16 protein-coding genes are annotated in these 14,272 nt (G+C 43.1%); 10 read left to right on the top strand and 6 right to left on the bottom strand.

Annotation, left to right across the window (positions count from 1 at the left end; translation table 11 throughout):
* Positions 1-366: 366 nt before the first annotated feature.
* From DXN04_RS35560 to DXN04_RS02785, 7 genes are all read left to right on the top strand, one after another.
* Positions 367-498 carry a hypothetical protein gene (locus DXN04_RS35560; RefSeq protein ID WP_262512425.1) on the top strand — a complete coding sequence of 44 codons (132 nt, stop codon included), beginning with the start codon at positions 367-369 and terminating at the stop codon, positions 496-498.
* 153 nt (positions 499-651) lie between these two features.
* Entirely contained in the window at positions 652-987 is a 336-nt protein-coding gene (locus DXN04_RS02760; RefSeq protein ID WP_116851767.1) for a DNA binding protein, read from the top strand.
* 373 nt (positions 988-1,360) lie between these two features.
* Positions 1,361-1,621, top strand: a complete 261-nt coding sequence (locus tag DXN04_RS35170; protein WP_199414973.1) for a hypothetical protein — start codon at positions 1,361-1,363, stop codon at positions 1,619-1,621.
* A gap of 3 nt (positions 1,622-1,624) precedes the next feature.
* Entirely contained in the window at positions 1,625-2,017 is a 393-nt protein-coding gene (locus tag DXN04_RS02770) for a hypothetical protein (protein ID WP_116851768.1), read from the top strand.
* Between the two features lie 169 nt (positions 2,018-2,186).
* Positions 2,187-2,663: a hypothetical protein gene (locus DXN04_RS02775; protein ID WP_116851769.1), complete on the top strand. Its 477-nt coding sequence runs from the start codon at positions 2,187-2,189 to the stop codon at positions 2,661-2,663.
* A gap of 202 nt (positions 2,664-2,865) precedes the next feature.
* Positions 2,866-3,573, top strand: coding sequence for an MbnP family protein (locus DXN04_RS02780; RefSeq protein WP_116851770.1), 708 nt, complete (start codon positions 2,866-2,868; stop codon positions 3,571-3,573).
* Entirely contained in the window at positions 3,573-4,619 is a 1,047-nt protein-coding gene (locus DXN04_RS02785) for a cytochrome-c peroxidase (RefSeq protein WP_116851771.1), read from the top strand. The genes DXN04_RS02780 and DXN04_RS02785 overlap by 1 nt, the downstream gene beginning before the upstream one ends.
* Here DXN04_RS02785 and DXN04_RS02790 read toward each other — a convergent pair whose 3' ends face one another.
* The 4 genes from DXN04_RS02790 to glmS form a co-directional block, all read right to left on the bottom strand.
* Positions 4,620-5,183: a DNA-3-methyladenine glycosylase I gene (locus tag DXN04_RS02790; protein WP_116851772.1), complete on the bottom strand. Its 564-nt coding sequence runs from the start codon at positions 5,181-5,183 to the stop codon at positions 4,620-4,622.
* Positions 5,184-5,256: 73 nt separating this feature from the next.
* A complete protein-coding gene (locus tag DXN04_RS02795) occupies positions 5,257-5,796 on the bottom strand; it encodes a hypothetical protein (protein ID WP_116851773.1) in 540 nt (179 codons plus the stop codon).
* 348 nt (positions 5,797-6,144) lie between these two features.
* Positions 6,145-8,355, bottom strand: a complete 2,211-nt coding sequence (locus DXN04_RS02800) for a DUF4954 family protein (RefSeq protein WP_116851774.1) — start codon at positions 8,353-8,355, stop codon at positions 6,145-6,147.
* A gap of 15 nt (positions 8,356-8,370) precedes the next feature.
* Positions 8,371-10,206 (bottom strand): glutamine--fructose-6-phosphate transaminase (isomerizing), encoded by a 1,836-nt coding sequence (gene glmS, locus DXN04_RS02805; RefSeq protein ID WP_116851775.1) that lies wholly within the window; start codon positions 10,204-10,206, stop codon positions 8,371-8,373.
* 193 nt (positions 10,207-10,399) lie between these two features.
* Here glmS and DXN04_RS02810 point away from each other — a divergent pair, with 193 nt between their 5' ends.
* Positions 10,400-10,921 carry a histidine phosphatase family protein gene (locus DXN04_RS02810; protein WP_116851776.1) on the top strand — a complete coding sequence of 174 codons (522 nt, stop codon included), beginning with the start codon at positions 10,400-10,402 and terminating at the stop codon, positions 10,919-10,921.
* Here DXN04_RS02810 and mgtE read toward each other — a convergent pair.
* On the bottom strand, positions 10,918-12,294 hold the full coding sequence (gene mgtE / locus DXN04_RS02815; protein ID WP_116851777.1) for a magnesium transporter: 1,377 nt from the start codon (positions 12,292-12,294) through the stop codon (positions 10,918-10,920). The genes DXN04_RS02810 and mgtE overlap by 4 nt on opposite strands.
* A gap of 51 nt (positions 12,295-12,345) precedes the next feature.
* Entirely contained in the window at positions 12,346-13,215 is an 870-nt protein-coding gene (locus DXN04_RS02820) for a bestrophin family protein (protein WP_116851778.1), read from the bottom strand.
* A 94-nt stretch (positions 13,216-13,309) separates the two neighbouring features.
* Here DXN04_RS02820 and DXN04_RS02825 point away from each other — a divergent pair, with 94 nt between their 5' ends.
* Positions 13,310-13,699: an SET domain-containing protein gene (locus DXN04_RS02825; RefSeq protein WP_116851779.1), complete on the top strand. Its 390-nt coding sequence runs from the start codon at positions 13,310-13,312 to the stop codon at positions 13,697-13,699.
* Positions 13,700-13,787: 88 nt separating this feature from the next.
* Positions 13,788-14,270 carry a MarR family winged helix-turn-helix transcriptional regulator gene (locus tag DXN04_RS02830; protein WP_116851780.1) on the top strand — a complete coding sequence of 161 codons (483 nt, stop codon included), beginning with the start codon at positions 13,788-13,790 and terminating at the stop codon, positions 14,268-14,270.
* The last annotated feature ends 2 nt before the right edge of the window (positions 14,271-14,272 follow it).

Consider the following 14,272-nt stretch of genomic DNA (forward strand, 5'->3'; position numbering starts at 1 on the left):
TGTATTGTGTTGACCTATGAGAGCAAGGAGCTCCGATCTTTTAAATAAGGGGAGATCATTCACAATTCCATTTCACTATTGGGCTAGAGAAGACGGACGTAATTGAGTTAATAAATCCAGTTTGTTATCAGGATTGTCAAAAAAATATAAGATCAATAATAAAGTAAAAGGGGAACTAAAATTATAGTATGATTTCCTGTATCCATATACGTTTCCAAATTCACAATTCACCATTATCCCTTCGGTATCTATTTTCAATGGCAAAAGGGTTATGGATACGATCATTCAAAAGTTCAAGATTTAGACTTACACAATGATCAACATCGGGTTGAAAAAACTTGTAGAAGAAATGAATAAAATATTATTATGATAAATGAACAAGAAATCAATTCAATACTTAAGCAAGATGAAAATGCCTGTCTTGAGTATACTATCAAGAGAATTGCAGACTTTGAAAATGTTTGGGTGATTGAAGAAGATGATAAGTATACTACATAAGGTGATGATTCTGGAAGTAGAATAATACAAGGAGTTCGTTCCCAATTCAAAGAACCCTCATGTATATGATTCAAAAGAACGACTTGATGGAGGAAAACCCAATGGAGAAATAGGTATTTTCCCATATTAATTCAATAACAAACGAATAGATAAATGAATAAAATTAAGTTGATTTTGACATTTGTTGTAATTGTCGGAATTATTGTTGCTGCTCTTTATTGGATAGCTAATAATGCGAGTAAATCGAAATCAGATAAGCTAAACCTGATAAATAAAGGCTATGGCTACTCCAAAGGAATTATTGTACGGAAAAAGTCTTATAAAGGTCACAGTTTAGATGTAAAATATAAGATTGGAGGTAAGGAATATAATTATAGTGGTGGATGGGATAGTAATCCTCATAATTTAGAAGAAGGAGATTCCATTAGTTTTCGATATGCTATAGATGCTCCAGAGTTGATAGTGACAGAATTGGATAATGGATATTGAGTGTGAGCCGTGCAAATGCTCTAACAATTGCTGAAAATTCAGTATCACCGATCGGCTGAATTATTTCCTGCGGGGTTATCTGGAAAAGAAATTATTTATTTGTCGACAACTTTTCATAACTAATAGGATACCTGTTTGGGGAGTCTATATGGAAGATTATGGAAAAGCTCCTTTATTGAGTTATATTCTATTTCGGATATTTTGAAGATTAACCCTTACTACCAAATAGTATTGGATGGTGGTTTTTCAGGTGAGATAATTCAGATTGGCTCAAACGGGAGTGAGTCAGGATTTGGCATTAGAAAATCCACTGGCGATTATGTGGAGATTTCTTACTTAGTAATGTATGAAGAAAGATGACTAAAATACGTACATGTTTAGCGAATTGTTGGAATATTTAAGAGGGTTATTCCTTTCTGATGTTATCAATGTTCTTACACGACATTGCTTTGAAAGTACCTCCAGTCGTTTTGATTGGGGGTATTATAGAAAAGTGATGGAGAAAGTGGGAAGCTATAATCAAAGTCAAAATGGCGGTAACGGCTATAATGCAGGAGCTCCATATTATGGTGAACATACCTATTCAGGAAGTTATATATATTACGGATACTTTAACAACCTTTTTTCTAAGTAAGCAATGAGAGAAGTAAAAATGTTATTATTAGCGATGATTTTATATGGTTGTGTCCCTAGTTTTAAATCAGAGGAAAAAGATAGATTGTACTTAAAAGAAATAAGTAGTAATTCAATAAAGCTAAAATGGTTCTTTTATTCTACAGTCTCATCAGAAACCCCAGATTATATTACTATACAAAAAGGGTCGCAAATAGATACAATTTGTATTGCCAATAATGTAGCTGATTTAAAATTCCAGAATGATATAATCACTATTGGGTTTTATGGGAATCCTCAAAAATATACAGTGCCTATAGAGATTTCCCAGCAGGTAATGAGTTACGAAGTTATTATTGATACAACGTTTACAATAAAGTCACCCATACCCAGGAAATTTTATAAAAAAATCGAATAGATCATCATACAGGCGGCTGTCCAAAAGACGGGGCAGCCGCTATGCATTCTACTGTTTGATAAATATAATCATAAGTCGTAACAGATCCATTTTAAAAAAGTTGGCGATCAGAAATATAATATAGTAAATTGGAATAAGAGTTTTTAAATACACATCCACACCAGCACCGATGATAAAATTATACATAGGTTATATACTGGCTGCAGTTTTCAATTTTTATGTGATTATGCTTTATTATGGGGTATCAACAGGATTTGCTAACTATGCTCCAGTAGCAGCCCTATTAGGCGCTTTGGTATTGTTTTCAGGCGCTGCTCCAATAATTTTATATAAGACAAGAGTCGGGTTAATTGTAGGAATAATCGGTTGTTTATTAATACTACCTTTTAGTATTATGTTTCTAAAAAGCATTTTTGAAGATGAAATTTTTAATTGGAGGTTATTGTTGATTACTTTACCATCGATTCTTGTTTTTACCAGCATTTACTTTACTACAAAAAGTCTCTTTAATAAGAATGGTTTATTACCTGATATACAAGCTAATAAATTGATCAAGCTTTTATTGTTTTTTACTCCAATATTACTGCTCATCTTATATCTTATTTTTTATGGTCAATATTGGCATTGGAATATGTTCAGGATGTAATTCAAGTTTTTGGACTAATTATATTATAAACAACAAAGCGGCAGGTATTTGTTGTGATTTTGAGTGAGCTTTTACAGTATCGTTGTAAGTAATAACCATATCAAAAAGTAATAGATTTTTTCTTGCTCCTCCCCGGGTAATGCTTTAATATTTTCTATAATAAAAAGAGACACCCTCCTGTTTTTTTACCTACATTCGATCCATGAACCGGTTATTCCTATTCTTCTCCCTTCTGATCGGTAACACGGCGGTTTCACAGTCCGTCATCCTCACCTTTACCCACGAGGTGAACCATCAGCCTATGCGGGCAAACAAGGCTTACTATACTGCCCAGGGCGATACCTTTACCATTACCAAGTTCAAATACTATCTCAGTAATTTCTCATTTATCAGTGAAACAGAAGAAAACATCCGGCTCTCTCCCGAATACTTCCTGGTAAGTGAGGATAGTGCTGCCAGCAAAAAGGTCGTGCTCACAGGGCTCCCATTAGGGAGATATAAGGCAGTTTCTTTTATGATCGGGGTAGACAGCATCATGAACTGCACGGGGGCACAGAGCGGCGCCTTAGACCCCATTTATGGCATGTTCTGGACCTGGAACAGTGGTTACATCATGGCTAAGCTGGAAGGCACATCCCCTGCTTCCCGCGTACCGGACCATTCATTGCAGTTTCATATCGGGGGGTACAGGGGTGCACACCAGTCTCAGCGTATGGTGCGATTAAATGCTCCTTTCGTAGTGGCAGCAGAAAAGACTGCGGTAATTAACCTGGTCGCCGATGCCGCTACCTGGTTCAATGGCGCAACGCCCATCCGGTTTAGTGAAACATCGGGATTTATGACCCCGGGTACGATAGGCGACCGCATCGCAGATAATTACAGCCACATGTTTTCCGTTAAATCGAAATAATGAATCAAAAGGCGACATATGTAATCATGGCTTTCTGCCTGTTCCTGCTGGGAATTAGTCTCAGGGGGAGAGGGCCGGGACCAGGTGTCACCTATGTTACGCTCAAATGGCCTGATAGTCTCCCGAAGCCCGTGTATGACTTTTCTAAAAATCCGCTGACGAAGGAAGGGATTGCATTAGGCAGATACCTGTTCTACGATCCTAAGTTATCCCGCGATAGCTCTGTTTCCTGTGGATTCTGTCACCAGCAGTTTGCTGCATTCGGGCATTTTGACCATCCATTGGCACATGGTGTATATGGCAGGATGGGAACACGATCAGTGCCTACCTTATTCAACCTGATCTGGCAAAAAGACTTCATGTGGGATGGAGGAGTCAATCACCTGGACATACAACCTATGTCGCCCATTACAGCAGAGAATGAAATGGATATGCCATTGAATGAACTCATAGAGCGACTGAAATGCAATGAAAAATACCAGCAACTATTTAAAGCAGCTTATGGTACAGAAGAGGTGACAAGTCAGCGGATGTTCAAGGCGCTGGCACAGTTCATGGCGACCATGATCAGCTTTGACAGTAAGTACGACAGTGTAAAAAGGAAAGAACCGGGAGTTGCCTTTACAGCAGAAGAAGCAGGCGGCTACAGTACTTTTCAGCAGAAGTGTGCAGGTTGTCATAAAGAGCCTTTCTTTACTGATTTCAGTGCTCGGAACAATGGGCTTCCTTACAGTCCGAATATGAATGATATGGGCCGGATGCGCATTACAAACAATACGGGAGATTATATGAAATTTAAAGTGCCCTCTTTACGCAATATATTGGTGAGTGCCCCTTACATGCATGATGGCCGTTTCTTTGATATTTTCCAGGTCTTTGCCATGTATGATCATGGACAGGAAAAAGGGAGTACCGTTGATCCTTTAGTCCGCGGTATGCAACTGTCTCCAAAGGAACAACGGCAACTTTATATGTTTTTAAATACCCTTACGGATACACATTTCCTGAAGAATAAGGAATTCAGTGAAGTGATGATAGACGATTAATTACTTTTTCTTTCTCCTCCAGCAATCTGCTACATGGTCATCTACCATACCCGTTGCCTGCATAAACGCATAACAAATAGTAGACCCTACAAACTTAAATCCACGCTTGAGCAGATCTTTACTCATGGCATCAGAAATAGCTGTTTTAGCAGGTAATTCACTTAATGATTTGAAGTGATTAATGATTGGCTCTCCACCAACAAAACTCCAGATATATTTATCAAAACTGCCGAATTCTTTCTGCACTTCCAGGAATGCTTTCGCATTGAGCACAGTCCCGTTTATTTTTAACCGGTTACGGATAATACCGGCATCCGCCATGAGCGATTCGATCTTTTTATCGGTGTATTTAGCAATCTTCTTTGCATCCCAGTTATCGAATGCTTTGCGGTAGTTTTCTCTCTTGGTAAGCACAGTGTACCAGCTAAGTCCGGCCTGCGCACCTTCGAGATTGATCATTTCGAACAAGCGGGTATCGTCGTGTTGCGGAACACCCCATTCATTGTCGTGGTAGTCTTTGTAAAGCTGGTCTTTGTTAGACCAGGAGCAGCGGTTTGGTTCCATAGCCGCAATTTAAACAAAAAGGGGGCGACTCATAAATATTATGAGGCAAGTTTTATTTATTTCGTAAATACCGTTAGGTAAGTAGCACTTCTTTTACCGTTTCATTGCCCGGCAGGTCAACAGCCACGATGATCACTTTCCCGTTGGGAGGTAAGTGGTCTGTTTTATAATGCCAGTCCACCCCATTCCGTGCAGGTACAGCCTTTCCTCTTTCCAGTAAATTACCCTGGGCATCCATGACACGTACGCTTACTTCTGCCACCCTGAATTCATTTTTCGCTCTTACTATCACAGTGGTGTCTTCGAATTGGATATTTTGAATTTCGGGAGACTGATAGGCATCTTTCACGGCCATATTGTAAGCATTTTGCCCCGGGCCAGCCAGCGATTTGTAGTAAGCTTTTATTTCCGGGTCCTGTATGATCACTTTGGCATAAGCGGCGGCCACTTTCATTTTATACCGTGCTTCCAGCTGTTTTATTGTGGGTGGATACTTAGACGGACCACGTTTTTTCGCTATGATGATCTGTCCATTCCTTTCGTAAATCGTGATTTCATCGCCGAGTGAACCGGTAACGGCCTGTAGCAGTAAATTGTCTTTAACAAGTGCCATATAAGCAATTTTGGAGTTATTAATTGGGGTTATAAGATCAATTTACTGATTAGTTTGGTAATTCGGTGCTTCTTCGATACTAAATGAGTACTAATACATCACTTAATATTCACCTCAATATCCAATTGATATATAAGCGCCCTTTTAATGACCTTATGGTAACCTTATAGTGACCTTTGGGTAACGATATCACAGTATAAGAGTCTGAGCGTATAGGCCGAATAAGATTTTATTATGGATTTATAATCCCCAAAAAAGAACCGCCCCCATTGCTGATGCCTTAGGCATCAGCAATGGGGGCGGGCACAAATGGCCTGCGGCCAGCTTCTTAAATATGATATTTATAACCTACGCCAGCAATTTAATCAGCGCTTTCACCTTTTGCTTATACACCACCAGATCCTCCTGCGTCTGTTTTATAAAACTATTATCTTCCAGTTTCCCAACCACCGCATCCATCTCTGCTTCCGTTTCATACGTCATCTTCCTGAATGGATTCTCATAATCCTTTGCCCTGGATTTGTAAATACCTTCTGTCAATACTGCCTGGGTTTGAATAGATGCCTGCAGGCATTCAACGAAGAAATCAGCATTAAAATCAGCAATTGTTTTCTCCTGGATATACAGCAGTGATGCAATTGAATGCTGCAGTTTATCTGTCGCATATTGTTTGCCTATCTCCTGGTATTGCTCGTGCAGATCGGCCCAGCTACTGATTTTATTTTCACGGATACCTTCTTTCAATGCGTGTAGGGTAGATGCCGGCATGAGTTGTCCGCCTACATTATGCCAGGGTTCGCGTTGTGCGGTAAGTGCTATGTTGTGAATAGCCTCAAATGTTTTGATCTCATTTGTTTCTACAAACTGCATTACGTTTTTCACCGCATACAATACGATCAGTGCACGGAACAGCGGATAGGTTTTGTGTACTTTCAATAAGTGCACTTCACGATTGCTATTCTCCACACCTTTGACCAGGATCTTCAGCTTTGCTACATCACCTGGATGATTGAGCAACAGATCTTGTCCTTTCTGGCGGTAATTCATTTCCGTCAGCTCCTGGCAATCAGTTTCTGTATACAGGTACCATGCTTTGCCGGTAGCAGCTTCCATCAGTGCCATGGCATGAATCATTTCCTCTACACTATCAGGAGCCAGGTAATCGTATTCTATCAGCTGTGTCTTGTCAGTACGCTTGTCACGGTCCAGGTATTTCCAGGAATTGCGTGCCAGTGCATACATATTATGCAGGAACCAATAGCCTGTCATGATCTTCAGACAATTGTGCTGTTCATCATTAATCACGAGGCTGAACGGAAATGGAATATCCATCTCCTGCATATAATTTCCTTTGGCAATGAGGGTGAAGGTGGCAAAGCGGGAATTGTGTTTTAAACTTACGCAGAGTCCCGGCCAGAAGCCGCGTCCTGCTATGATTTCACCATCAGGACCTCTTGAGTTGTGGTTGGACCCGATGGTAGCACCGGCTGCCATATTGCTCTGTCCCATAATGAGGGCCGCACATAAAAAGGAGTTGTTATGGTGCTGCTCATGTGCCGGGAAGATGAGTGAATTCAATACTTCGCAGCAGGAGATGGTGGCATTGTTTCCCAGGTAAGAGTTGATCAGCCGCGCGCCATACTTTAGCTGTGAATGGGAAGCCATGATGAAGCGTACGGCTTTCACACCATAGAATACGCGGCATCCATAGCCTACGATACCATTCACCAGTTCACATCCTTCACCTATTTGAGTGGTTGCTTCTGCACTACTATTGATGGTAACATTTTTTATTTTATTCGCACCTTTCAGGTAAGCATCAGTGCCGATCATTACATCCTTGAGGATGCTAACATTCTTGATCACACAGCGGTCGCCTACCATACCATAGTAACCACGTTTCTTATCGAACTGTTGCTCGGTAAAGGATTTGAATTTATCCTGCAATGTCTTGTCGTCACGGTTACGTGTCCACAGCCATGCATCGCCGGGCAGCATGCCATCGAAGGGCATGATAGACCTGCCACCATTTTCGTTGCATAGCTCCAGCCAGATGCGAACGCTTTCAGGTTCGCCGTCTTTCACAATACCGTTCCCGAATTTAGCGTGACCGGTAGTGGCCATTTCATTTACATTACAGATCATCACTTCATTACCTATCAGGTAATGGGAGAGGAAGTTCACATTGTGCACGACTACATTGTCGCCGAAGTCGCAGGAAGAAATTGTACTGTTGTACAATCCCACAGGGAGCCTTAGGTTGTGGAACTCCAGGTAATAGGGTTCCAGTTTACCGATACGCACAAGACCAAAGAAATGGCAGTGCTTGACCAGTTGGGGATTGAAATCATTCGTAACAGAAATATTATTCCAATTGTCAGAAGTGTTGTCATTTCTAACAAGCGTCTCTATCTCCAGAGCAGATAGATGCCGGTAGATGTTGGACTTTCCCCATTGCTGATTACGGAGATAGTATTCATCTTTTCCTTCCGGCAGATAAGGCGCTGCTACAAAATTGTACCCCAGCTCAACGAGCGGTTTTTTCTGTATCAGGTTCATGTAAGCGTTTTGAGATTATTCAACAGTCACAGACTTGGCCAGATTTCTTGGCTTATCCACATCATATCCTTTCAGTACGCCGACGTGGTAGGCGAGCAGTTGTAAAGGAATTACAGAAACAATAGGAGCTACCAGTTCGTCAGCTTCCGGAACAGTGATCACATCGTCCGCCATAGCAGGAATGGTGAGGTCGCCTTCTGTCACTACAGCAATTACCTTGCCTTTGCGGGCTTTGATCTCCTGGATGTTGGATACTACTTTCTCATAATAGCTGTCGCGGGTGGCTACAAATACCACCGGCAGATTTTCGTCTACCAGGGCGATAGGGCCGTGTTTCATTTCGGCGGCAGGGTATCCTTCTGCGTGTATATAGGAGATCTCTTTCAGTTTAAGGGCACCTTCCAGTGCAACAGGGAAGTTATAACCACGACCCAGGTAGAGGAAGTCGCGGGCATCCTTGTATTTAGCTGCGATTTCTTTGATCTGTTCATTCAGTTGCAGGGCTGCAGCTACTTTTTCAGGAATGTGGTCCAGTTCATCGAGCAGGTGCTGGAAGCGCTGTTCGGTGATACTACCTTTCTCCATTGCTACTTTCAGACCTATCAGGCATAATACAGCCAGCTGGGCGGTAAATGCTTTGGTACTTGCCACCCCGATTTCAGGACCGGCATGTGTATAAGCACCTGCATCAGAAATACGGGCGATAGAAGAACCTACTACGTTACACACGCCTAAGATGGTAGCGCCTTTTTTCTTGGCGGCTTCTATGGCTACCAGGGTATCGGCAGTTTCGCCGGATTGTGATACTGCTATGATCACATCTCCTTCTCCTACCACCGGGTTGCGATAGCGGAATTCAGAAGCATATTCTACTTCTACAGGTATGCGGCACAGTTCTTCGATCATATATTCTGCTACCAGGCCTGCATGCCAGGAGGTACCGCAGGCAACGATGATGATGCGTTTAGCGCCTGCCAGCTGTGACAGGTGATCACGGATACCACCGATAGTGAGCGTTCCTTTTTTCGCATCCAGGCGGCCACGTAGGCTATCCAGGATGGTTTGTGGTTGTTCAAATACCTCTTTGAGCATGAAATGATCAAAGCCGCCTTTTTCAATAGCCGCCAGCTCGATATCCAGTTTCTGGATATAAGGCGTTTGTCTTTCGTTGGAGATATTTTTCAGGATCAGTTCATCAGCCTTGATAATGGCGATTTCGTAATCGTTTACATATACTACTTCTTTTGTATATTCTACGATAGGTGAAGCATCGGAAGCGAGGAAATGCTCGCCTTTGCCCACGCCTATTACCAGGGGGCTACCTTTACGTGCAGCGATCAGGGTATCGGGGTTGTCCTGGTCTACAATCACGATTACATAGGCCCCTACTACTCTTTTCAGGGCAATGCGCAGGGCTTCTTCCAGGCCACACTGATTGCTTTGCTGAATCTCTTCGATGAAGTGAATCAGTACTTCGGTATCGGTATCGCTGCTGAACTGATGTCCTTTGTTCAACAATTCCTGTTTCAGCTGGGTATAATTTTCAATGATCCCATTGTGAATCATGGCCAGCTTACCATTCCCTGAAGTATGGGGATGAGAGTTCCTGTCACATGGTTCGCCATGGGTTGCCCAGCGGGTATGCCCAATTGCAATGTGACTGCTTGTGTTCTTTCCGGTCAGGTAATCTTCCAGTTCGGATACTTTACCTTTTTTCTTATAGACCTTAAGGCCATCGTTCATTAGGGCAACTCCGGCACTGTCGTAGCCACGATATTCCAATCTTTTCAATCCTTTGAGAACGATGGGGTAGGCTTCTCGTTGGCCTATATAAGCGACTATTCCGCACATATTGTTTTTCAGTTTTTACATGGAGATGGGGTGCAATATGCCTAAAAAATGTGAAAATCATACAAATAAAGGGTAAGAAAGTTTAAATATAATCTAATGATCATGATATAGTTAAGGTCAGAAAGCGCTGCTTCTAATATGGCGAATGCCTGGAAAATGCGTAATTTGTCCCGGAAATTGAATAAGTTATCCTATGAGATATGTTGTAATATTACTGTTAAGCTGTATGGCATGCCAGCAGCCGTTAACTGAACGGCAGCCGGTACCTGTATCAGAAGACAGTACGTTCCTGACCGGTGTATTTTATCTCGTAAGGCATGCGCAGGAATGTGATTCTACTATGCTTACTGACAGCGGCTATGCGAAAGCAGGTGCCTTGTACCGGTTCCTGAAGGACTCCGGTGTACAACGTATATACATTACTCCTAACTCTTCTGCCAGGGAAACGGCAGAATCACTCAGAACTTATGCACAGATAGATACAGTAACTTATACGCCTGATTCTTCGGGAGAGGATTTGTTGTACGAAATTACCCGCAGAGAGGACTGGGGCAAGCGATTGTTGATAATAGGGCAACAAAAAACACTGGTGCCAGTGATTCGTTCATTGAAAGCAAAGGCACCAGTAGATTCCGTAAAAGAAACGGATTATAGCAGTTTATTTATTGTCCGGAAAAGCAGGGATACAGCCATGTGCAAGCGGATCCGCTATTAAAGCAGGGTTCCTTTCATCAGGGCAAAAGCCACAGAGAAATAAATCAGCAATCCTGTTACATCTACCAGTGTCGCCACAAAAGGTGCGGAAGAGGTAGCAGGGTCAGCGCCCAGCCTTTTCAGGATGAGGGGGAGCATAGAGCCGGAAAGGGTGCCCCATAATACTACGCCGACCAGTGAAATACCCACTGTAAGACCTACCAGTATAGAATGCTCTCCATAGCTATGGAAGAGGGAGTTCCAGAATACGATTCTGATAAAACCAATAATACCCAGTACACCACCCAGCAGCAGGCCGGATATGATCTCGCGGCGCATCACCCTCCACCAGTCAGTCAGGGTAATTTCACCCAGTGCCATGGCCTGGATAATAAGGGTAGAGGCCTGGGAGCCGCTGTTACCACCACTGGAAATGATCAGGGGAACAAATAATGCCAGTACGACTGCTTTGGCGATTTCGCCTTCGAAAAAGGCCATGGCAGTAGCAGTGAGCATTTCGCCTATAAAGAGGATCACCAGCCAGCCAATACGTTTCTTCACCAGCTTAAGCAGGGGGATATCCAGGTAAGGTTCATCCAGGGCTTCGGTACCACCAATCTTCTGGATATCTTCTGTGTGTTCTTCGTTTGCAATCCACAACATATCGTCGATGGTCACGATACCGAGCAGGATTCCTTCGTCATCGACTACCGGGAGCGCTACACGGTTTTCCATCCTGAAGATCTGGATGGCTTCTTCCTGTTCGTCATTCACATGCAGGGCTACGAAGCGGTCATCCATCAGGGTGTGCACCATGGTATCGGTAGCTACCAGCAGGAATTCCCTGATCCGGAAGTCGTCGATCAGCTTGCCCTTTTCATCCACCACATATATTACATCGATCGTTTCGCTATCCTTACCATATTCACGAATGAAGTCCAGTACCTGCTTCACGGACCATTCCTCCCGGACTGCGATGTAGTCAGGGGTCATGATACGGCCTACGCTGGTCTCATTATAACCCAGCAGGCTCAGGGTGATCTTGCGTTCCTCCGGGTCGAGGAGCTTGATCAGTTCTTTTACAACGTCGCTATGCAGTTCCCCCAGAAAGGAGGTACGGTCATCGGCAGGGAGCTCGTTCAGCAGCTCGGCTACTTTGGCAGCAGGCAATTCCCTGATTACATCTTCCTGGACATGGAATTCCAGGATTCTGAAAGCTGCCGCTGCCCGGCCTATGGACAAATTATTAATAATAATGCCCGCCTGCTCCGGCATTTCATGAATGAGTTCTGCTATATCAGTAATGAGCTGATCATCCAGGTACACTTTCAGTTCCTGGTAGCCTTGCTCGTTGATCAGCTGCTCGAATTTTTCCAGTAAAGCTTCATTTTCCATAGTCCAAAAGGCTGTCAGGTGGCGAAATTAAAGAAAGTTGACGTTGGAACATCACAATATCTCTGCCACATGCTTACGAATGTTGGCAGAAATAGTGTCCGTTGGCAGGTCATTGGCATCAAAACCAAACGGGTCCTCGATTTCCTCGGCAATCAGCTCAAGGCTGGCCAGTACATAGAAAATGAAAACGACTATGGGAATGATCAGGAAACCTACGGTAAATACATATCCAAAGGGTAAGGTCATTACATAGAAGAAAATGAACTTCTTTATAAATACGCTGTAGGAGAAGGGGATGGGGGTATTCCTGATCCGCTCACAGGCGCCGCATACATCAGTAAAGGCCTGCAGTTCATCATTCAGGATGATGAGTTGCTCGCCGGTGATCTGTTGCTTCCGGTACAGGTCATTGACATGTGCAATGATCTGACCAGCAATCTGATTGGGAACGTGCTTTTTTTCGTCTATCTCCATACCCGGACCCTGTTCCAGCTCTTCAGGGAGATATTTATTACGCAGGTGGTTTTTAAGGGCAAAGGCATAATTAGGGATCATGATCCTGAAGAAGTCCCTGGAGGCAGTATTGCTGGCTGGCACCATCGCGTTGAGCTTAAGGGCCAGGTTACGGCTGTTGTTCACCAGGGTGCCCCAGAGCCTGCGGCCTTCCCACCAGCGGTCGTAGGCTGTGTTTGTACGGAATACGAGGAGCAGGGAGATCACAAACCCCAGTACACTGTGAACAAAGACAATATTTTTCCATTCAGCTATGTCCGACAGGTGCAGGACCTTCAGCTCCAGCAGAGCAACCACAGCTGAGTAACAACCAATGGCAATGAACATGGGGAACAACTTGCGTACTGTGTCGGCCTTATGAATCCTGAATATAAAAGTAAACCAGGCCTTAGGATTGTAATCGATCATCTTTGAACGTTAGATTTCCGCAAACCTAAAATTTTTATGCCTGATTTTGATAACTTCTTCCTTTACCTTTACTTTACGAAGTTTTTACAGCTATATGATTAAACCATATTTATACGTCGAGAAGACAAAAGGCAAGGGCCGTGGGGTGTTTACGAAAGAAAGAATACCTGCCGGCACCAGAATAGAAACCTCGCCTGTACTCGTTTTATCTTATGATGACACAGAAATCGTAGATAAGACAAAGTTGCATAATTACATCTTTTTATGGGGAGTGCGTGAAACCCGTTCCTGCATAGCATTGGGTTTATGCTCCATCTACAATCACTCTTACGACCCCAATTGTATATACGAAATGGATTTTGAAGAAGAAACCATGAGTATCATTACCCGAAGGGAAATCAAGAAAGGAGAGGAGTTGCAGATCAATTATAATGGGGAACCATCCGACTCATCACCTGTTTGGTTCGATGTCAGGAAAAAATAATTAACATAAAAGGCTGTTGATCCCAATTAAAGGAATTGAGAAATTCCTTATACTTGTACCTAAATATATAAGTACTTATATAATTTACATGAGCTTCTATTCTTCTTTGGGCTTCCTGGTGTTTGGCAGCCGTTTACGGCGATTGAGTGAATACTTCCTGAGCGAGGTTAATAAGGTTTATGAACAGGCCGGGATCCCTTTTGAGGCCAGCTGGTTTCCGGTGTTTTACATACTAGGCAAAGAGCAGCCTATGCCCCTGATCGACATCGCTGCACAGCTGGAAGTAAGCCACTCAGCTATCAGTCAGCTGGTGACGGGCCTGAAAAAGAAAGGTTTGGTAAAGACCGCTCCCTGCCCGGATGATGGCCGCCGGCAACTGGTGATGCTAAGTAAGAAAGGTGAAGAAATGCTCCAACAGATTCAGCCAATATGGGAAGCCATTACCCAGGCTATGACCGATCTGGCGAATGAAAACAAAATGAGCAAACAGGTGTTGGAAGCAGTAACTGCTGTGGAAAACAGTGTGGAAGCAGAAGCTTTGTCCGCCAGGATTTTAAAAGCATTGAAATAACT

Source organism: Chitinophaga silvisoli (assembly GCF_003412465.1).
Classification (GTDB): Bacteria; Bacteroidota; Bacteroidia; order Chitinophagales; family Chitinophagaceae; genus Chitinophaga; species Chitinophaga silvisoli.